Genomic DNA, 19,947 nt, shown 5'->3' on the forward strand with positions numbered 1-19,947 from the left:
CAGCTCCCGCAGCCGCTCGAGAAGGGTGTCACCGGAGATCACCCGGCCACGCTACCGGAGCGGCTCCCGGCCGCGGGAGCCGCTGTGCCGTGTGCCTGCCCGGCCCGTGCGCCGTGCCTTGACGTCCCGCGCGCGGGCGCTCGGCCGTGCGCCCGACGGCACGGGACCCGCCCGGTGCCGTCGGTGAGGCCTCACCCGGTCGGGTCAAGCGCGGGCGGGTGACCGGCGCGAATGGCCCAGCATCGGGACACCGGAGAGGCCGTGCATCGGATGAGATGCCTAACGTCGCTGACAGACACATCGGTGCGCGCGGCTTGTGGAGGTGTCATGTCCCGTCGAGGCAGCCTGCTGGCGGGCGTCTGCGCGACTGCGGTCGCCGTCGGCCTGCTCCTGACCGGGTGCGCCCGGGGCGCCCTGACCACGTCGCCGCGGCAGGGCTCCGGCAGCAGTGCCGGGAGCGGGGTCGCCGTGGGCGCCTACCTGCACTACGGATCGCCCGGCGTCGAGCGGATGCAGGAGCTCTCGCGCTGGCTCCGGGGTACCGAGCTGCGCGCCGGGCACACCTATCTGCCGGGCGACACCTGGGCGAACATCGAGGGGGCACCCGATTCCCTGCGGAGCTGGGCGCGGTGGCGCAACGCGAGAGCCGACCGGCTGTTCGTCCTGAACGTGCCCATGCAGGAGCGCAACGAGGCCGGCCTCCCCGACGCCCGAGTCGCCGAGCTGATCCGCACCGGTGCGCGGGGCACGTACGACCACCACTTCCGGCGGCTCGCCCAGCGGCTGGTCGACCTCGACGTGCCGGACACGGTGATCGTGCTCGGCTGGGAGATGAACGGCTTCAACTACACCCACCGGTGCCGGCCCGACCCCGAGAACTGGAAGAAGTACTGGCGGCGCATCGTGGCCGCCATGCGCTCCGTGGAGGGGCAGGAATTCCGTTTCGACTTCGCCCCCAACCGTGGCGGTGACGCGATCGCGTGGACCCGGTGCTACCCGGGCGACGACGTGGTCGACGTCGTCGGGATGGACTCGTACGACCAGGAACCCGGCCGGACCTTCGACGAGCAGGTCGCCCAGCCCTACGGACTGCAGCACCAGGTCGACTTCGCCAGGGCCCACGGCAAGCAGACCTCGTACCCCGAGTGGGGGCTGTTCCGGCACGGCGACAACCCCGAGTACGTGCGGCGCATGCTGGGGTGGATCGAGGAACACAGGCCGCTGTACCACAGCATCACGGACTACTGCCCGCACGGCGTGTGGCAGTGCGGGCAGAATCCACGCTCCTCACGGGTGTTCCGGGACTTCCTCTCCGGTGGGCGCGGTGGGCCCGGTGGGCAGAGCCGTCGCTCCGACCCGGCGGACAAGTTCCGGGCCGGGGAAGGGGATTCGGGCTAGCCGGTGCCTGCCACTCGGCCGGAGCTACCCGGCCCGTGCCACCAGGTGCGTCGTGAACCAGTCCCGGGCGAGGCCGGCCACTTCGTCCAGCGCTCCCGGCTCCTCGAAGAGATGGGTGGCGCCGGGGACGACGACGAGCCGGTTCTCGCAGCGCAGCTCCCGCCGGGCGTGTTCGTTGAGGTCGAGCACCGTCGTGTCGCGGCCGCCCACGATGAGGAGCGTGGGTGCCCGTACGTCGGCGAGCCAGGGTCCGGCGAGGTCGGGACGGCCACCGCGGGAGACCACGGCGCCGATGTCCGCGTCGGCGGACGCGGCGGCCCGCAACGCCGCCGCGGCTCCGGTGCTCGCGCCGAAGTAGCCGATCGGGGCGGACCGGAGGCGCCGCAGCCAGTGGGTGGCGTCCGCCAGCCTCCGGCCGAGGGTTTCGATGTCGAAGACGTTCGCGCGTTCGTTCTCCTCCGCCGCTGTGAGCAGGTCGAAGAGCAGGGTGCCCAGGCCCGCACGGTTCAGGGCCGCTGCCACCGACCGGTTGCGCGGGCTGAGGCGGCTGCTCCCCGAACCGTGGGCGAACATCACGACCGGCCCCGCCCCCTCCGGCAGCGTGAGGTCCCCGGTGAGCCCGACTCCGCCCGCGTCCACAAGCACCTCGGTGGCCCGAGCGGCCCGATCAGGCCGACGCGCTACGGTGCGGCCGGCGGCCCGGGCCAGGAGGGCGACGACCTCTTCGTCGGGGGTCTGGGAGAAGTCCTGGTACCACTCGCCGACGGCGCGGAACGCTCGTGGCGTGGAGAGGCACACCACGTCGTCCGCCTCCGTGCGCAGCCGGGCGACCGCGTCCGGCGGCGCCACCGGAACGGCCAGTACCACCCGCGCCGCGCCCATGGCCCGTACGACCTGGCACGCGGCCACCGCCGTGGCGCCGGTCGCGATCCCGTCGTCCACCACGATCACGCTCCGGCCGTCGAGTGCCACGCGCGGACGGTCGGCGCGGAACCTTCGTCCCTGCCGTGCGAGCTCCGCCTCCTCGGCGTGCTCGACCGCCGCGAGGTCCTCCTGCGCAACCCGGCTGAGGCGGACGATGTCCTCGCTGATCACCCGGACGCCGCCCTCGCCGATGGCACCGAAACCCAGCTCCCGGTGGTGCGGGACCCCGAGCTTGCGGACCACGATCACATCGAGCGGGGCGTCCAGAGCCCGCGCCACCTGGAAGGCCACCGGAACTCCGCCCCGGGGCAGGCCCAGGACGACGGGGTCCTCCGCCTCCAGATGACGGAGCGCTTCGGCAAGACGCTGTCCCGCGTCCACGCGATCAGTGAACATCACGGTGGGTCACCCTCAGACACCAGGGGAGAGCCGGAAACCCTGTATGCACCTACTCCGAAAGAACCCCGTTTGCGGCTTCTTCGCAACTCGGGGACGGTCTGTCGTATGGAACGAATCGGAGCGGTCCTGATCGACATCGATGGCGTGCTCACGGTGTCCTGGAAGCCTCTGCCAGGCTCCGTAGAGGCCATGCGGCAGCTCCGCTCCGCAGGACTGCCCCTGGTGCTGGTCACCAACAACACTTCACGGACCCGCGCCTCGATCGCCGCGAAACTGGCCGGGGCGGGCTTCCCCGTCGGTGTCGACGACATCCTCACCGCACCCGCCGCCACCGCCGCGTACCTGCGCGAGCACTACCCGGGCGCGCGCTGCCTGCTGCTCAACACCGGTGACGTCCGTGACGATCTCGCGGGCGTGCCGCTCGTGGAGGACGCGGAACCGGAATCGGATGCGGAGGGTGCCGTCCCGGACGTCGTCGTCTTCGGCGGCGCGGGTGGAGCATTCGGCTACGAGGCCCTCAACCGGGCCTTCCGGCATCTGCAGCAGGGCGCCCGTCTCGTCGCCATGCACCGGAACCTGTACTGGCGCACGGCCGCCGGCCTCGACCTCGACACGGGAGCCTTCCTCCTGGGGCTGGAACGGGCCGCCCGGGTCGAGGCGGAGGTCACCGGAAAACCCGCGGAGGCGTTCTTCGCCGCGGCCCTCGCGCACGTGGGCGTCACCCCGTCCGAAGCGCTCATGGTGGGCGACGACATCGAATCCGACGTCCTGGCGGCCCAGCGCATCGGAATCACCGGCGTACTCGTCAAGACCGGCAAGTACCTGCCCGAGACGCACCGGGCCGCAGACGGCACGCCGGACCACGTCCTCGACTCCTTCGCGGACGTTCCCGCGCTGCTGGAACGGCTCGGGCGCCGGGAGGGACGCAAGGGGCGGTGATCCGGGCGGGCAGCCGTTGCCGCCTCCCGGCGTGGGCCGCGGCCGGTGCCGGTGCTACTGGAGCCGGGATATGTCGACCGAGTCGGCGGGCGCGGGGGGCTTGGCCGGGACGGGCTCGTCGAAGGCGGAGAAGGTCGCCTCGACCCGTTTGTCGGGCGCTTCGGTGCCCTGGACCCGCAGGAGGTACGGCTCGTCCTCCGTGGAGACCTGGTACGTGCCCGTCCGGTCGTCGTGCCGGCTCGTGACCGTGATGGCCGGACGGCCGTCGACGGTGGTCCGCGATCCCTTGGCCAGCTGTTCGTGCGCCGGTTTCGAGGAGAACTCCTTCTTGAAGAAGTCCAGGTCGCACAGTTCGGCGAAGTCCCGCAGCAGGGAGCTGTCCGTAGTGCCGTGCAGGTACCGCCCGTTGACGAGCGCGATCGCGTCGTCGGCCGCGAAGCCCGGTATCTGGGCCCGCAGGAGGGCATCGTCGAGCTTCATCCACACGTCGTCGCCGCGCTTGATGATGTCGGCCGTACCCGAGCCGCCCGGGGGCGTGACGCTGCCGACGCAGTTCCCCTGCACGTCGAAGCGGAGGTCCAGATCGGTGGTGCCCGACGTGTCGGTCACCTTGGCCGCCATGCGCATGGACGTCACGCCGGACATGGCCTCACGAGAGGCGTCCGCGATGGCTTGGGGGCTCTTGTCGGCGATGCCGTTGTCATCGGCCGCGGCGCCTCCCGCGCTCACGAGGATCAACGAGCAGACGGTTCCGGCGACCGTGCACCGGGCCGCGGCTGACCGGGGTGCGGACATCCGGCCTCACCTCCCTCTCGCCGCCTCCGGAAGGCACCCGGATGCACCACAAGGCCCCGGGACGGCATCCGCGAATGTCATGGCCTCCGACGCGGCCGTCACCTGATCAGCGTAGATCCGCCCTGCGGCGGGCGCAGTCCGGGCGTCTTCCGGAGGCCCCGGCGTCTTCCGGGAGGCCCCGGCAGCCTCCGAGGGGCAGGCTGTTCCCATGAGGTCACATCCTCGATCGCCTGATCGGCCAGGAGCGTCCCCGCGGCCCGGAGCGGGGGGTCACGGCGAGGTCCTGTTCACGCTCGCGCGGTGTGCGCCCTTCGCGATCGCGCTGGGCGTGCTGGTGATCGAGCTCTCGCCCGCACACGTGCTGGTCACCGGTCCCGTCCTCTGCACGACGCCGGCGCTGGCCGCGCTGACGATGGGCCCGGTGGGCACGCTGTCCGCGGCAGCCGTCGCGGTGGCCGTGAACGTGATCTCCGCGACCTACAACCAGTCGTGGGGAACCCAGACCCAGCTGATCATCGGCAACTTCCTGGGGCTGATCGTGGTGTCGGTCGCCAGTGTCATCCTGAGCAACGCGGTGCGCGCGCGCAGCCAGAGCGAGCTCGACCAGGTCCGGCGGATCGCCGTGGCGGCCCAGGAGGTCGTCCTGCGGCCCGTCCCCGAGCTCCTGGGCCCGGTACGGGCGGGCAGTCTGTGCCTCACGGCCGGGACGGGGGCCCTGGTCGGCGGCGATCTGTACGAGGCCGTGCAGACGCGCTACGGCGTCCGCCTGATCGTGGGGGACGTCCGCGGGAAGGGGCTGTCGGCCATACGCGCGGTCGCCGTGACCCTGGGCGCGTTCCGGGAGGCCGTGCACTACGAGGACGACGTGCAGGAGGTCATGAACCACTGCGCGGCCGCGCTGCGGCGAGAGGCCGCCGTGCCGGGGACCTACTCCCAGGCGGAGCTTCCCGAAGTCCTCATGGAGGGATTCACCACCGCGCTCATCGCCCAGGTACCGGACGAACACGTGGTGCTCCTGGTCAACCGCGGCCATCCGCCTCCACTGGTGCTGAGGGAGGGCAGGGTTCAGGCCCTGATGCCCGCCTCGCCAGAGCCCCCGCTCGGCCTCGAGGACCTCGTCGACGGTCCTCCGGCCGAGCCCGACAGCTACCCGTTCCTGCCAGGCGACCGGCTGCTGCTCTACACCGACGGCGTGATCGAAGCCCGCAACCGTGACGACGACTTCCTCCCTCTGCAGGAGACCATGGAGGCGATCCCCGAAAGCACCTCCCCGCAGGAGTTCCTGGACGCACTGCACCAGTCACTCATGCGCCACACCGGGAACCGCCTGACGGACGACGTGGCGATGATCCTCATCGACCGGTTCGCATGAAGCCGGCCAACCCCGTGCGCCCCGCCCGCCCGCGGTCCTGACCCTTCCCTTGCCGGCCGGCCCTGCGTAGTTTCGCCGCTGCCGGGCAGCACCGCCCGGCGGTGTCGACACTCGTCGCCGAGGGCAGGGTCTCTGGGAGCTGTACAGCCTGAACGGCATGCTGGCGGCCGAATTCTGCACCACCTGACAGCTGCCTGACAGTGCCTGACGGCCGCCCGCCGGCCGTCCGCCGAGGGCGGCTGGGAGACCCGGGGCGGCCAGAAGGGCTCCGTCGGTACGCGGAACTGTGCGGCACGGCATCGGCCCGCGCGCCCCCCCAGGGAAGGGCGGGCGAGGAACGTGGTGTCCGGCGCCTACCTCTCCGGTGCCGGCGGCGTCGCGGGGTCCGGGGGAGTGCGGAGCCAGCGCGCGGGAACCGGTTCGTGGGCCACCACGTACCCGACGGCGATGGCGAGGGTGACGACGAAGAAGAACATGATCAGCCAGGACAGCAGGACGAACACCGAGCCGAGGCTGCCGAACTGCTGCATGCTGCGGTCGACGGCATGGGGCATGTAGACCCGTGACCCGATCGTCAGGAGTTGCTGCCCGACGCCGGCCAGGACCGCCCCGGGCAGCAGCGGAAGCCACGGGATCCGGGCGCTGAGCAGCAGGCGCTGGGTCCACCACCACAGCAGGATTCCGCTGGCCACGGCGAAGGTGAAACCAGTGGCCCGGCTGGTGCCGAAGGCCGTCTGCACCAGCCCCTGGAACAGCAGGGCGACCAGCCAGACGGCCAGCCAGGCCAGCCACCTCCAGGCGGCGACCCGGACCTTGGACTTGGGCAGGTGCCAGGAGCGTTCGCACGTCTTCTGCAGGGCGCGGCTGCACGCGGTCGCCGACAGCAGCGTCACCACGACTCCCACGGTGCCCGTGCTCGCGGCGGCGGTGACGTCGTCGCCGGCGTACACCGCCCGTACCTGGTCCAGTGCGGCGTCCTGGAGCCCCAGTGTCGTACGGATGGACGAGACCAACTGGTCCTTGAGCCACTCGGGTGCGAGCGCCGCGATGACGAAGATGGCCGGTAGGGCGCCGAGGAAGGCCTGGGCGGCCAGCCTGGTCGCGCAATCCAGGACCCTCACGGTCGCGAGCTGCTGCAGGAGCCGGCTCAGGAGAGGGGTGTGCCGGCGCATCCAGCCGGGGACGGCGCGCAGGCGGGGTCCCGCCTCCGATCCAGGCACGGTGAGACTCCTCGGGGCCACGGTTCCCGGCGGCCACGACCGCCCTTCCCCGAGAACAATGACGCAGTTGCCCGTCTCCGGCATCTCCGCTCGCCCGTGGCGGCGTGGAAATCCTCCGGTCGCGTGCGAGGAGCGGTCTCGGCCCGGCCCTCTTCGGCGGCCTGAGCACTTGGCAGGTCACTGCCACCACCCCTGCGGAGCAGCAGCGAGCGGCCGCACCGCACGGCCGGCCCCGTACGAGAGCCGGCCGGCCCTCCCCCCGGAGCAGGGGGAGGGCCGGGACGGTTCGGGCGTCAGCTCGTGGGGAAGTTGTCGGCGCTGCGGATCCGGTCACGGATCCAGACGCCGGCCGGCTTCAGGGACGAAGTCCCGGTCCACGGGCCGTTGCTGTCGCAGGTGCCCTCCTTGAAGACGGCACCGCTGCGGTTGTCGTCGGAGAAGTTCCAGTTCGTCCAGCTGATCTTCTTGGCGGCCATCAGGTCCAGGTACTTCTGCGTCATGGTGAAGTCGTTGGCGCCCTCACCCGCGTAGTTCTGGGTGCCGAACTCGGTCACGAACACCGGTATACGGTCGGCCGCCCGGGACAGGGTGTCCAGGTACTCCTCGCGGTGCGAGTAGGCGTAGAAGTGGAAGGTGTACATGATGTTGGAGGCGTTGACCTGGTTGTTCACGACCTCGGTCTCGTTGGCGCCCTCCGAGACGCCGAACGAGGACCAGGCGCGCGTCCCGACCAGGACCGGAGCGTTGGAGTCGATCCCGCGGATCACGGGGATGATCTGCTCGGCGTAGGACTTCACCTTGGCCCAGGTCACCCCGCTGGGCTCGTTGGCGATTTCGTAGAGGACGTTGCTCTTGTCCTTGTGGCGGCCCGCGATGGCCGTGAAGAAGGTCTTGGCCTTGGCGAGGTTCGCGTTGGGGTCGCCCGGGTCGAGCATGTGCCAGTCGACGATCACGTACATGCCGCGGGCGGTGGCCTGCTCGATGAGCGAGTGGGCGAGGTCGGTGAACTTCTGCGGGTCGGTCTCGTAGCCGTCCTCCTGGACGTACGTGGAGACGCGCAGGATGTCGGCGTTCCAGTCCTTGGCGAGGGCGTCGAGCGAGCCGGAGGTGAGGCACTGGGCGTACCACTGGGTTCCGTGGGTGCTCATGCCGCGCAGTTGGACGGGCTTGCCGTACTGGTTGCAGAGCTTGGTGCCGCAGACCGTGAGCTGGCCGTTGATCGCGACCGGGGTGCTGCCCGTCGGGGGCGGAGTGGTGGCGGTGTCCACCACCAGGTGGTCGACGTTGGGCCCGCCGTTGGAGGTGGTGGCGGTGGCCCGGATGGTGTTCGCGCCCGCCTTGAGGTTCGCGGTCAGGGCGGTCGTGGCCCAACTGGTCCACGCACCGGTGCCGTTGAAGGCCTTGTTGGTGGCGACGGTCGTGCCGTTGACCGTCAGGGTCATGGGCCGGTTGGTGGTGGTGCCGTTGGCGTACCGGAGGGTGAGTCCGGCGCTGCCGGCGGCGGGCGCGTTCACCGTCCACTCGACGTAACTGCCGTTGACGTTGTCGTAGTTGACGAATCCGCTACCCGTGAATCCGGCGTGGTTGGATTCGACGAGGCCCTGTGAGACGCGGGCGTTCTCGGCCTCGTTGGTCACGGCGGCGGCCGCCGCGGGAGCGGGAGCGCCGGGGGTGGGGGCCGCGATGCCGGGGGCGCCGGCCAGGCCCACGAGCAGGCTGCCGGTGAGGGTTCCGGCGGCGGCGAGCGTGCGCAGCCGGAAGCGTGGGGGTCTCAAGATGTCTCCATCCCGTTGACGATCCTGCGATCGTAAGGAAAGTTTCCTAACGGCAAGGAATGGAATACCAGCCTCCCGTGATCCACCACAAGGGTCGTGCAGTCAATCCACATATGTGGACTGAGAATTGATGCAGGGACAGTCATTGACCCACTGGACGTCTACCAGCACGATGTACCGCGGCTACCCCTCCCCGACTCCCCCCACCACCGCAGGAGGAACGTTGTCCGCACGATGGAGAACCGCCGCCGCATGCGGCGGCGCCACGGCCCTGCTCATGGCCTCAGGCATCGCCCTCGGCTCCCTGAACAGCGGCGCGCAGGCCGCTGCCGCCAGCGCTTCCGCCGCTGTGACCAGCGGTCTCGACCTGTCCCAAGGCAATCGGCGCACCCCGGTCGGCGGCCTGTACGACTGGTCGAAAGCCGGCTACCGGGGCGGCGCAGACCTGCCCGGCGCCGCCCAGACGAACCCCGACGAGGCGTGCCGGATCACCCCCACGGAACTGGCCGGCCTCGGAGTCACGCCGAACGACGGATCCGACGATTCGGCCGGACTCCAGGCGGCGATCGACCAGATCCGCACCACCTGTTCGCCCGGCGCGGGCCACACCAGGCTGTCGCTGATCACCCTCCCCGCCGGCGTCCTCGACGTGAGCCGGCAGATATCGGTCGACGCCGACCACCTCGTCCTGCGGGGTGCGGGCAGTGGCGCCGGCGGCACCCGCTTCGTCTTCCGGCCCGACGCGAACACCCGCTACGACGCGCTCACTCCGGACGGCTCGGACTGGGACGAGGACGGCATGACCTCGGGCTCGGCCAAGGGCGGGTGGATCTGGCCCGGCCGCGGGCTGTTCCGCGTCCAGTCGCGCGGCGTGCACCCGGCCTACGCCTCCGAGTACGCGGCGGCTCCCGCCGATCGCAAGGACCTCTTCGAGGGCACGGTCAACGTGCACTGGAAGGCCGGACTCAAGCTCCGTGACAAGGCGGGGGACCCCGGCTTCGCGGCCCGCGCCGGGGACAAGGTCGTGCACCTGGCCTCTGCAGGGGCGCTCGGCGGCTTCCAGGCGGGCGGACTGGTCAACATCCGGGCGGCGAACACGCTGAAGTTCTACGCCGAGCAGGACGTCAGGCCCGCCGACGGAACGCTCCAGAACATCCACATGCGCCAGCAGATCTTCACGGTCGCCGCCGTGGACACCGCCAACCGCACGCTGACCCTGGACAAGCCGCTGGAGTTCGACGTCCCGGTCAGCTCCACCTCGGACGGCTCGGCGCCGATCGCCGGCGCGGTCTACGACTCCAAGGCCGCGCCGCTCGTCGACCCGGTCCTCGGCGTCGGCTTCGAGGACTTCGCGCTCGCCCAGGACATCCCCGGACTCAATGCCGCGGACGCGAAGTTCAACTACGGCAACATGGCGCCGGCCGAGGAGATGCACGGCATCGTCTTCAAGTGGGCCGCCGACTCCTGGGTCCGGGGCATCCGCACGGAGATGACCGGTTCCCACCCGGTCGTCACCGAGGAGGCCTACCGCCTCCAGATCGTCGACAACCGGCTCGACGGCTCGTGGAACAAGGGCAAGGGCGGCAACGGATACTTCCGCGGCTCGCGCGTCTGGGACTCCCTGTACGCGGGCAACACCTCCCGCAACCTACGCCACTTCACCTTCCAGTGGTCGGCCTCCGGGAACGTGGTCATCGGAAACGACTTCGATTCCGACCTCAACCTGCACGGCGGCTGGGAGCGCAACAACCTCTTCGAGAACAACACGGTGACCGTGCCCTTCGATCACCGCTCCGCCAACTGCCGGGCGAACTGCGGCGAGGAGGGCGGCGGTGGCCCCGACGCCTCCACCTGGTACCCGATCTGGTGGGGCGCGGGCAAGAAGGCGGTGAAGTGGTCCGGCTCGAGCGGCCCGCGCAACGTCTTCTTCAACAACGCCATGAGCAAGCAGGCCGCGGCGGGCGCGGGCTACACCCCGTACTACTCCGACACCGGCCGGGTCTACCAGTTCGGCTGGAGCGGCACGGCGTGGAAGCACCTCGACCAGAGCAGCACCGCGATCCCCGACTGGGCGGGCCGTGAGCGGCTGGACTACACGGGCGGCCACGGTGTGGACGCCACCAGGACGGACACCGGGGCCTCGCTCTTCCTGAAGTCCCTGACGGGAGGCCCGACACCTACGCCGACGTCCACACCTACGCCTACTCCCACTCCCACACCTACGCCGACCTCCTCACCGACCACCCCGCCGGTCGGCTGCCTGACCGTGCGGACCGTCCGGACCAATGCCTGGAGCAGCGGCTACGGCATGGACGTGTTCGTCAGGAACGACTGCGCCACCGCCGTCTCGGGCTGGAAGGTCGAGTTCACCCTGCCCTCCGGCACGAGCGTGTCCAGCCACTGGTCGGCGAACAGGACGCAGAGCGGCCAGCGGTTCGGATTCACCAACGTGGCCTGGAACGGCGGCATCGCCGCCGGCCAGGAGAAGGGCTTCGGCTTCAATGCGGCCGGGCTCGGCCTCCCCGCCCAACTCACCGTCGTCCGCCAGTAGGAAGCGAGCCGAACGCATGCGCAGAGCGATACCGGGAGCCGCCGTGGCCGCCGTAGCCGGTCTGGTGGCGGCGGGGGCGCTGACCCTGCCCGCACAGGCCGCCGCGCCCAGCCTCACCGCCCGCGTCACGCAGGCCGGCGTGTGGGACTCCGGCTACGGAGCCGACGTGGCCGTCACCAACGGTGGGGACGCCAACGCCACTGCCTGGAAGGTGGAGTTCGACCTGCCGGCCGGAACGACGGTCAGCAGCCACTGGTCGGCGAACAGGACCCAGAGCGGCCAGCACTTCACCTTCACCAACGTCACCTGGAACGGGGACATCGCGCCGGGCGGCTCGAAGAGCTTCGGCTTCAACGCCGCGGGCCTCGGGCTGCCGCTCAACTGCAAGATCAACGGTGCGCCGTGCGCCGGCGGCCCGGGAACCCCGACTCCCACTCCGACTTCGTCCCCGACCCCTACGCCGACCCCGACCCCCACGCCGACCCCCACTCCCACCTTCCCGCCCGGCCCCGTGGTCGATGTCGACACCGCGGCCGAGCTCCGGAGCGCGCTGGCCTCGGCCACGCCCGGCCAGACCATCCGGATGGCGGCCGGCGAGTACCGGGGGTCCTTCGTCACCGAGCGGGCCGGTACGGCGGCCGGGCCGATCACCCTGACCGGCCCGCGCACAGCCGTCCTCGTCAACGACGGCCCGTCCGGCACCGCCCCGTCCTGCCCCGCGCCCACGGCCGGATGGGACTCCGGCTACGGGCTGTGGCTGTACGGGGCGCCGTACTGGAACCTGACCGGCTTCACCGTGAAGGACTCCAAGAAGGGCGTGGTGATCGACAACTCCCACCACGTCAAGGCCGACGGGCTGCACGTCCACCACGTCGAGGAGGAGGGGGTGCACTTCCGGAAATCCTCCGCGGACGGCGTGATCCGCGACTCCGTCATCGAGCACACCGGCCTGGTCCAGCCCGGCTACGGCGAGGGCGTCTACCTCGGCTCGGCGGGCTCCAACTGGGGCTGCCACGGGAACTCCGGCGGGGTGGACCGCTCCGACCGGGTGCTCGTGGAGAACAACCGGATCGGACCCTACGTGGCCGCGGAGCCCATCGACATCAAGGAGGGGACCTTCGCCGGAACCGTCCGCGGCAACACCTTCGACGGCCGGGGGATCACGGGGCAGAACTCCGCAGACTCCTGGGTCGACGTGAAGGGCGTCGACTACGTGATCGAGGGCAACCGGGGCACCTTCGCCCCGCCGGGCACCTTCGCCAACGGCTACGAGACGCACAACCCCACCACCACCCCGGCCTTCGCCAACGGCTGCGGCACGGTGTGGCGGAACAACACGTCGGACCTCGGTGGTGTCGGCGCCTACGCCGTGAAGATCACCTCGGTGTCGAAGTGCTCCGCCCGGCCCAATGTCGTCCACTCCTCCAACACCGTCACGGGGGCGACGGCGGGTCTCACCAACGTTCCCGTCGTGCCGTGACGGTGACGGGTCATCTGATGCCGTGACGGCGCAGCGTGTTCGCGAGGGCGGTGGCATGGGCGACGACCGCCTTCGCGACGCGCTCGGTCTCCGCCTCGGTCGCGGCCGCCACAGGCATCGAGCAGCTGATGGCGTCCGAGGCGGGGATCCGGTAGTGCACGGGCGCCGACAGGCAGGCCACCCCGGTGGTGCCCTGCTCCCGCTCCAGGGCCCAGCCCCGGTCCCGTACCAGGGCGAGCTCGGCGTACAGCTCGGCACGGTCGGTGACCGTGTTCGGGGTGAAGGCCTCCAGATGGTCCGGCAGTACCGCGTCCACCTCCTCGGTGGTGAGGTCGGCGAGCAACGCCTGTCCCAGCGCGGTCAGATGGGCCGGCAGCCGGCGGCCGACCCGGGAGATGGCGCGGACGTTGTCGCGCGCCTCGCGGCTGGCCAGGTAGAGGACGTACGCGTCGTCCCGGCGGGCGAAGTGGACGGTGTAGCCCGTTTCCTCGCGGAGGTCCTCCATCACCGCGTGCGCGTACGGCAGAGCGGGATCCCGGTCGAGGTAGGCGGTCCCGGAAAGGAGCGCGTGCGGGCCGACGCCGAAGGCGGAGCCGCTGTCGTCCGACTCCACCCACTTGAGTTCGCGCAGGGTCCGCACGAGTGCGTGCAGGCTGCTGCGCGGGTACCCGAGGCGGTCCTGGAGCTCGGACACCGTGAGCTTCTCGGGTGAGGCGGCAAGTGCCTCCAGGATGCGCACGGTTCGCTCGGCGGACTTGACCGTCGCGACGTCCGGCGTGACTCCGGCCATGTACATCCTCCAAGTTCCGCGCGGCTGTTGACCGGCATGGTAGCGGACGCTTACTTTCCCTTGCAGGGCAACCACATTCTCAGATCCTGTCCACATATCTAGACGAGGATCCACCTCTCATGAATCGCACGGATCGCAGAGCAGCACCCACCGTCCTGGCCGCCTCGCTGGCCGCCGCACTCACCCTGGGGACCCTCGCCGGCTGCGGTGCGGACTCCGGGCCCGACAGCGCCGGCGGTGACGACAAGGCCCCCTTGGAGATCTGGGTCCGCAAGCCCCCCGGCTCGCCCACCGAGAAGACCCACCAGGACCTGGCCGCCGCCTTCACCAAGGCCACCGGAGTCGAGGCCGAGGTCACCGCACTGTTCGACGACTTCGAGACCAAGCTCCAGCAGGCCGCAGCGCAGAAGGACCTGCCGGACCTGATCGTCAACGACACCGCGCAGCTCGGCACCCTCGTCAAGCAGGGCCTGGTCCGCGAAGTGGAGCAGTCCGAGGTGGCGGGCGGCGACCAGCTGATCCCCAGCTCCTGGGAGGCCGCCCGGGCCGCCGACGGCAAGTACTACGGCGTGCCCTTCTCCGCGCAGACCTTCGCCCTCTTCGTCCGCAAGGACTGGCGGGAGAAGCTGGGCATCGCACCGCCCGCCGACTGGAACCAACTCGACGCCCTCGCGGCGGCGTTCACCAGCGGGGACCCCGACGGCAACGGCAAGGCCGACACCTACGGCTACGTCGTCCCCGGCACCACCAAGCGCGGATACATGGACTGGTACTTCTCCAGCTACCTCTGGTCGGCGGGCGGCGAGTACTTCACCGGCGAGGGCAAGGACCTGAAGCCCGCGATCGACAGCCCCGCGGCGGTCGCGGCCGCTCGGCACCTCAAGGACCAGTTCTGCGCCGACAAGAGCGTGGTCCCGGGCGCGGTCACCGCCGAGACCACCCAGGCGCACCCGCTGTTCGAGACCGGCAAGGGCGGCATCTACCTCACCGGCCCCTACAACATGGCCCGCTTCGACAAGGCCCTCGGCAAGGACAAGTACGAGGTCCTGCCGCTGCCGCCCGGCCCCGGCGGCAAGCGCGCCGTCCTCGCCGAGGGCGAGAACGCCTACCTGATGGCCGGCTCGAAGAACCCCAAGGGCCAGCTGAAGTACGCCGAGTTCCTCATCGGCGCCGAAGGGCAGAGCGCGGGCATGGCGGGGGACACCGCGGGCAACGTGGTCCGGCTGCCCGTCAACAAGTCCGTCCAGCTGTCCGCCGTCCGAAAGGACGCCCGCTGGCAGGTTTTCGACGAGGTCTACCGCGAGTCCGGCCGCTACTCGCCCGTGGTGAAGGAGTGGACCCCGTTCCGCCAGGCCTCCGCCGAGGCGCTCAACGGCATGGTCGCCGACTGCGGTTCCGACCCCGGAGCCGTGCTCGGCAAGCTCGCCGCCTCGTTCGCCGAGGAGCTGAAGAAGCAGGGGGCGGGGTCCTGATCCGGCAGACCCGCCCCGGACGGGGGTGGCCGACCCCCTGGCTGTTCCTCGCCCCGGCACTGCTCCTGTTCGCGCTCTTCAAGTTCCTGCCGATGTGGCGGGCGATCGAGATGAGCTTCCACGAGGTGCGTCCCTACCTCGGCGACCGGTGGGTGGGCACGGCCAACTACCGGCAGGTGGTCACCGACGAAGCCTTCCTCGACGCCATCGGGCACACGCTGGTCCTGGCCGTCGGCCAGACCGGCGGCTCGGTCGTGCTCGGGCTGGCGCTCGCCCTGCTCCTGGAGGGTACCGCCCGGCGGCTGTGGATCGTCCGCACCGCCGTCTTCCTGCCGACCGTGACCGCGATGGCGGTCGTCGCGGAAGTCTGGCGGATCCTCTACCACCCGGCCGCCGACGGGGCCGTCAACACCCTGCTGGGCTGGCTGGGCGCCGGGCCCTCGCAGTTCCTCAACAACCCCGACAGCGCCCTGTGGTCGGTGATGGCGGTGGGCGTGTGGCGCGGCGCGCCCTACGACATGATGATCTTCCTCGCCGCGCTGGCCGGCGTCGACCGGACCCTGTACGAAGCCGCGGCCGCGGACGGCGCCGGAGTGCGGCGCCGGGTCTGGCACGTCACGCTGCCGGCGCTGCGCCCGGCGTTCGTCATCCTGTTCACCCTCGCCGCGATCCGCTCGCTGCGGGTCTTCACCGAGATCTTCCTGCTCACCAACGGCGGGCCCGACGGCTCCACGGAGGTGCTGATGACCCTGATCTACAAGCTCGGCCTGGAGCGGGGCGAGCTGGGCGTCGCGGCAGCCGGATCGATGGTGCTGCTCGCCGCGTCCGTCGCGCTCACCCTGGCCGTACGGCTTTCCGGAGCCGGAGCCGGAGCCGGAGCCGGAGCCGGTGCCGGTGCCAACCGGGGTCGCGCCCGCGGAAAGGAGGGGGCGCGATGAGCCGTCTCGACACCGCCCTGGGCCTGGAGGAGCGGCGCGGCCCGGCCGCCGCGCTCGGCAAGCTGGCGCTGTACGCACTGCTGGTGACGGTCTTCGCGGGGCCACTGCTGGCCCTGCTGGCCAGCGCCTTCAACCGGAGCACCGACCCGACCTCGCTGACCCTGCTGCCGACCAGGCCGACACTGGAGAACTTCCGGGCCGCCATCGACCGCGACGTACTGCTCTACCTGCTGAACTCCTTCCTGGTGGTCGGCGGGGGGCTGCTGCTCCAGATCGGCGTCAGCATCTCGGCGGCCTACGCCCTCGCCCGCAAGCGCTTCCCGGGTCTGCGGCTCGTCTTCCTGCTCATTCTCAGCACCATGATGCTGCCCGAGGAGATCCTCGCGATCCCGCTGTCCCTGGTCCTCTCGGACCTGTCGCTCACCGGCAGCCTCTGGGGAATGATCATCCCGGTCGGCGCCTGGGCCTTCTCCATCCTGGTCACCGCGGAGTTCATGAAGGAGATCCCGGTGGAGCTGGAGGAGGCCGCCCGCCTCGACGGAGCCGGTGACCTGCGGGTCTTCTGGTCGGTGATCCTGCCACTGTGCAGACCCGCCCTCGGCGTCATCGGCATCTTCGGCTTCACCATGATCTGGGACCAGTACATGCTGCCGCTGCTGGTCGCCACCGACGCCCGGCAGTTCACCCTGCCGCTCGCCCTGCGCACGCTGCGCGCCGACGAGGAGGTCGGCATCGGCGTGCTGCTCGCCGCCGCCCTCCTCGCCCTCCTGCCCAGCGTCATCGCCTTCATCGCCATGCAGCGCCAGTTCATGCGCGGCCTGACCTCCGGCGCCGTCAAGGGCTGAGACGCCGCGCCCGCACACTCCCACGCCCAGCGCACTCCCACACCCGAACCCACTCCCAAGGGGAACCCATGCGCCTGCAAGGGCTGCTGTCCTTTCCACTGACCCCGTTCACCGCCGACGACAAGGTCGACCTGGCCGTCTTCGCCGACCACCTGGAGCGGCAGATCGCCGCCGACCCGGCCGGCCTGTTCGTGGCATGCGGCACCGGCGAATTCACCGCCCTCTCGGCCGACGAGTACCGCGACGTGGTCGCCACCGCCGTACGCGTCGCCGACGGCCGCCTCCCGGTCGTCGCCGGCTGCGGCGGCGGCCCCCGGATGGCCGGCGAGTTCGCCGTGATCGCCGCCGAGTGCGGCGCGGACGGCCTGCTGCTCCTGCCGCCGTACCTCATCTCCTCCACCCCGGCCGGACTCCTCGAACACATCCGCTACGTCGCCGCCGCCACCGCGCTCCCGGTCACCGTCTACCAGCGGGCCAACGCCGTCCTCGACGAAGCCGCCGCGGTAGGGCTCCTCGACATCCCCACCGTCACCGGCATCAAGGACGGGCGCGGCGACGTCGACGCCATGCTGCGCCTCGTCACCGCCATCCGTACCAGCGGCCACCCGCGCGCCGCCGGGTTCGGCTTCCTCAACGGCCTCCCCACCGCCGAACTCTCCGTCCAGGCCTACGAGGCCATCGGCGTGCCCTGCTACTCCTCGGCCGTGCTCTGCTTCGCCCCCGACATCGCCACCGGCTTCCACCGCGCGGTACGCGCCGGGGACAAGGAGGCCGTACAGGCACTGCTCGCCGAGTTCTACCTGCCGTTCGTCGCCCTGCGCGACGCCGCGCCCGGGTACGCCGTCTCGCTGGTCAAGGCCGGTGCGCGGCTCGGCGGGCTGGCCATGGGCCCCGTCAGGCCGCCGCTCGTGGACGCCTCACCGGAGCACGAACGCCGCCTCGCCGACATCATCGCCCGCGGCCGCGCGGCCCTCGCCGCACTGGAGGTGTGATGCGCGTCAGGGAAGTGGTCGTCACACCGGTGGCGTTCCCCGACCCGCCCCTGCTCAACTCCGCCGGGGTGCACCAGCCCTGGGCACTGCGCGCCATCGTGGAGCTCCGCTGCGGCGACGGGCTGACCGGGCTCGGCGAGACCTACGGGGACGCCCCGCACCTCGCGCTGCTGCGAGAGGCGGCCGGGGTCCTGGTGGGGCTCGACCCGTACGACACGCACGGTCTGCTGCGCCGGATCCGGTCCGCGCTCGGGGGCGCCGACGCCCCGGACCGGCACGGCCTGACCGGCGGCTCCACCCCGGAGAAGACCGTGCTGCGGGTGCTCAGCCCGTTCGAGGTGGCCTGCCTCGACCTCCAGGGACAGCTGGCGGGGCGGCCCGTCGCCGACCTGCTGGGGGGACGGGTCCGCGACCGGGTGCCGTACTGCGGGTACCTCTTCTACAAATGGGCCGGCCTCGATCCGTACGGGGAGGCGCTGGACCCGGACGGGATCGTCGCGCAGGCCAGGGCGATGGTGGACACCTACGGCTTCCGCTCGCTGAAGCTGAAGGGCGGCGTACGGCCGCCGGGGGAGGAGATCGAGGCGATCCGCGCCCTGCGTGATTTCTTCCCCGGTCACCCGCTGCGACTGGACCCCAACCAGGCCTGGACCGTGGAGACTTCCATCAAGGTGGCCGCGGAGACCGAGGGCCTGCTGGAGTACTTGGAGGACCCCACTCCCGGAATACCCGGCATGGCCGAGGTGGCGCGGGCGGCTCCCATGCCGCTGGCCACCAACATGGTCGTGGTCGGCCCCCAGGACATCCCCGAGGGATTCGGCCGGCGCGCCGTCGGCGTGGTGCTGGCCGACCACCACTACTGGGGCGGGCTGCGACGCTCCGCCGAACTCGCCGCGACCTGCGGGACGTTCGGCGTCGGCGTCTCCATGCACTCCAACAGCCACCTCGGGATCAGCCTGGCCGCCATGACCCAACTCGGGGCGACGCTGCCCGAATTGACCTACGCGGCGGACACCCACAAGCCGTGGCAGTGCGGGGTGGACGTACTCGCCGAGCCCCTGGAGATCGAGGACGGCTCGGTGGCGGTCCCCGACCGGCCGGGCCTCGGGGTCCGGCTCGATCCCGACGCGCTCGCCCGGCTGCACGAGAACTATCTCCGCTGCGGCATCCGGGAGCGGGACGACACCGGCTACATGCAGACCTTCGACCCCGGCTTCGAGAAGAGGCGCCCGCGTTGGTGACCCCGCCCCCGCCCCCGCCCCCGGTAGCGACGCCACCCCCGCCCCGGCCCCCGTGCGCGTCCCCGACGGTCTCCGGCCACGCCTACCCCTGGGACGTCCTCGGCGATCCCGGCTTCGTGGACCGGGTCCGCGCCGCCGGACTGGACGCCGTGACCCTGGCCGTGACCTACCACTCCACCCGCGCCGCCACCCCGCTGCACCCGCGCCACCGCTTCGTCGACGCCCGGCACTCCGCCCTCTACCGCCCCGTACGGGCCCGCGCCTGGGCGGGGCGGCGCCTGGTACCGGCCGGCGCCACCTGGGTGGAGGGTCCCGACCCGGCGGGCGCCGCCGCCCAGGCGCTGTCCGGAGCCGGCATCCCGGTGAGCGCCTGGCTGGTACTGGCCCACAACAGCCTGCTGGGCACCCGGCACCCAGACCTCGCCGTCACCAACTGCTTCGGTGAGACCTACCCCTACGGACTCTGTCCCGCGCAGGAGGAGGTCCGTGAGTACTGCGCCACCCTCGCCGCCGAAGCCCTGCGCGGCCTGCCCCCGGACGCGGTGCGCGGGGTCTCACTGGAGTCCGCGGGCCAGCTGGGCGCCGTGCACGCCGGCTGCCACGAGAAGACCGACGGGGCCTACCCGGCCGCCGAGCTGCGGGCCCTGTCGGTGTGCTGCTGCGGGGCCTGCCGAGCCGCGTGGCAGGCGACCGGACTCGATCCGGACCAGGTGACGCGGCGCCTGCGCGGCGGGCAGGAACTACCGCCGGAGCTCGGGGAGGCACTCCTGCGGGTCAGGCACGAGGCCGCCGACGCCCTGCGCGGGCGGGTACTGG

At 71.4% G+C, this 19,947-nt stretch carries 14 protein-coding genes and 3 pseudogenes; 11 read left to right on the plus strand and 6 right to left on the minus strand.

Annotated elements, in window-relative coordinates:
- Nucleotides 1-327: 327 nt before the first annotated feature.
- Entirely contained in the window at nt 328-1,398 is a 1,071-nt protein-coding gene (locus ABZY57_RS26660) for a glycosyl hydrolase (RefSeq protein ID WP_356516064.1), read from the plus strand.
- Nucleotides 1,399-1,422: 24 nt separating this feature from the next.
- On the opposite strand, the gene ABZY57_RS26665 is transcribed toward ABZY57_RS26660, so the two are convergent.
- Entirely contained in the window at nt 1,423-2,721 is a 1,299-nt protein-coding gene (locus tag ABZY57_RS26665; protein ID WP_356516066.1) for a phosphoribosyltransferase, read from the minus strand.
- Between ABZY57_RS26665 and ABZY57_RS26670 the strand changes: the two genes are divergently transcribed.
- Nucleotides 2,665-3,660: an HAD-IIA family hydrolase gene (locus tag ABZY57_RS26670; protein WP_356516068.1), complete on the plus strand. Its 996-nt coding sequence runs from the start codon at nt 2,665-2,667 to the stop codon at nt 3,658-3,660. The genes ABZY57_RS26665 and ABZY57_RS26670 overlap by 57 nt on opposite strands.
- A 54-nt stretch (nt 3,661-3,714) precedes the next feature.
- Here ABZY57_RS26670 and ABZY57_RS26675 read toward each other — a convergent pair whose 3' ends face one another.
- The gene (locus tag ABZY57_RS26675) at nt 3,715-4,455 is read right to left on the minus strand and encodes a hypothetical protein (RefSeq protein ID WP_356516070.1); all 741 of its coding nucleotides are present in this window, start codon (nt 4,453-4,455) and stop codon (nt 3,715-3,717) included.
- 328 nt (nt 4,456-4,783) lie between these two features.
- On the opposite strand from ABZY57_RS26675, the gene ABZY57_RS26680 reads away from it, so the two are divergent.
- Nucleotides 4,784-5,827 carry a PP2C family protein-serine/threonine phosphatase gene (locus ABZY57_RS26680; RefSeq protein WP_356516072.1) on the plus strand — a complete coding sequence of 348 codons (1,044 nt, stop codon included), beginning with the start codon at nt 4,784-4,786 and terminating at the stop codon, nt 5,825-5,827.
- 353 nt (nt 5,828-6,180) lie between these two features.
- Here ABZY57_RS26680 and ABZY57_RS26685 read toward each other — a convergent pair whose 3' ends face one another.
- The 3 genes and pseudogenes from ABZY57_RS26685 to ABZY57_RS26695 all read right to left on the minus strand — a co-directional run.
- The gene (locus ABZY57_RS26685) at nt 6,181-7,047 is read right to left on the minus strand and encodes a YhjD/YihY/BrkB family envelope integrity protein (protein WP_356516074.1); all 867 of its coding nucleotides are present in this window, start codon (nt 7,045-7,047) and stop codon (nt 6,181-6,183) included.
- A 293-nt stretch (nt 7,048-7,340) separates the two neighbouring features.
- Nucleotides 7,341-8,282 (minus strand): annotated as a pseudogene (locus ABZY57_RS26690) (glycoside hydrolase family 5 protein); the annotation flags it as partial.
- A 42-nt stretch (nt 8,283-8,324) separates the two neighbouring features.
- Nucleotides 8,325-8,756, minus strand: a pseudogene (locus tag ABZY57_RS26695) (CBM35 domain-containing protein); the annotation flags it as partial.
- Between the two features lie 343 nt (nt 8,757-9,099).
- Between ABZY57_RS26695 and ABZY57_RS26700 the strand changes: the two are divergent.
- Nucleotides 9,100-11,373, plus strand: a complete 2,274-nt coding sequence (locus ABZY57_RS26700; RefSeq protein ID WP_356516076.1) for a cellulose binding domain-containing protein — start codon at nt 9,100-9,102, stop codon at nt 11,371-11,373.
- Between the two features lie 16 nt (nt 11,374-11,389).
- Nucleotides 11,390-12,853, plus strand: coding sequence for a cellulose binding domain-containing protein (locus ABZY57_RS26705; protein ID WP_356516078.1), 1,464 nt, complete (start codon nt 11,390-11,392; stop codon nt 12,851-12,853).
- A 10-nt stretch (nt 12,854-12,863) separates the two neighbouring features.
- Here the strand turns inward: ABZY57_RS26705 and ABZY57_RS26710 are convergent, their stop codons facing one another.
- Entirely contained in the window at nt 12,864-13,643 is a 780-nt protein-coding gene (locus ABZY57_RS26710; protein ID WP_356516080.1) for an IclR family transcriptional regulator, read from the minus strand.
- Nucleotides 13,644-13,762: 119 nt separating this feature from the next.
- Here ABZY57_RS26710 and ABZY57_RS26715 point away from each other — a divergent pair, with 119 nt between their 5' ends.
- From ABZY57_RS26715 to ABZY57_RS26740, 6 genes and pseudogenes are all read left to right on the plus strand, one after another.
- Nucleotides 13,763-15,115, plus strand: coding sequence for a sugar ABC transporter substrate-binding protein (locus ABZY57_RS26715; RefSeq protein WP_356516082.1), 1,353 nt, complete (start codon nt 13,763-13,765; stop codon nt 15,113-15,115).
- 92 nt (nt 15,116-15,207) lie between these two features.
- Nucleotides 15,208-16,053 carry a sugar ABC transporter permease gene (locus ABZY57_RS26720; RefSeq protein ID WP_356516084.1) on the plus strand — a complete coding sequence of 282 codons (846 nt, stop codon included), beginning with the start codon at nt 15,208-15,210 and terminating at the stop codon, nt 16,051-16,053.
- The gene (locus tag ABZY57_RS26725) at nt 16,050-16,898 is read left to right on the plus strand and encodes a carbohydrate ABC transporter permease (RefSeq protein WP_356516086.1); all 849 of its coding nucleotides are present in this window, start codon (nt 16,050-16,052) and stop codon (nt 16,896-16,898) included. The genes ABZY57_RS26720 and ABZY57_RS26725 overlap by 4 nt, the downstream gene beginning before the upstream one ends.
- A gap of 68 nt (nt 16,899-16,966) precedes the next feature.
- Nucleotides 16,967-17,890 (plus strand): 5-dehydro-4-deoxyglucarate dehydratase, encoded by a 924-nt coding sequence (locus ABZY57_RS26730; protein WP_356516088.1) that lies wholly within the window; start codon nt 16,967-16,969, stop codon nt 17,888-17,890.
- A complete protein-coding gene (locus ABZY57_RS26735; RefSeq protein ID WP_356516090.1) occupies nt 17,890-19,131 on the plus strand; it encodes a glucarate dehydratase family protein in 1,242 nt (413 codons plus the stop codon). Before ABZY57_RS26730 ends, ABZY57_RS26735 begins: the two co-directional genes overlap by 1 nt.
- Nucleotides 19,128-19,947: pseudogene (locus ABZY57_RS26740) on the plus strand (hypothetical protein); the annotation flags it as partial. The gene ABZY57_RS26735 and the pseudogene ABZY57_RS26740, both read left to right, overlap by 4 nt.

The organism is Streptomyces sp. NPDC006450 (assembly GCF_040612195.1).
Lineage (GTDB): Bacteria > Actinomycetota > Actinomycetes > Streptomycetales > Streptomycetaceae > Streptomyces.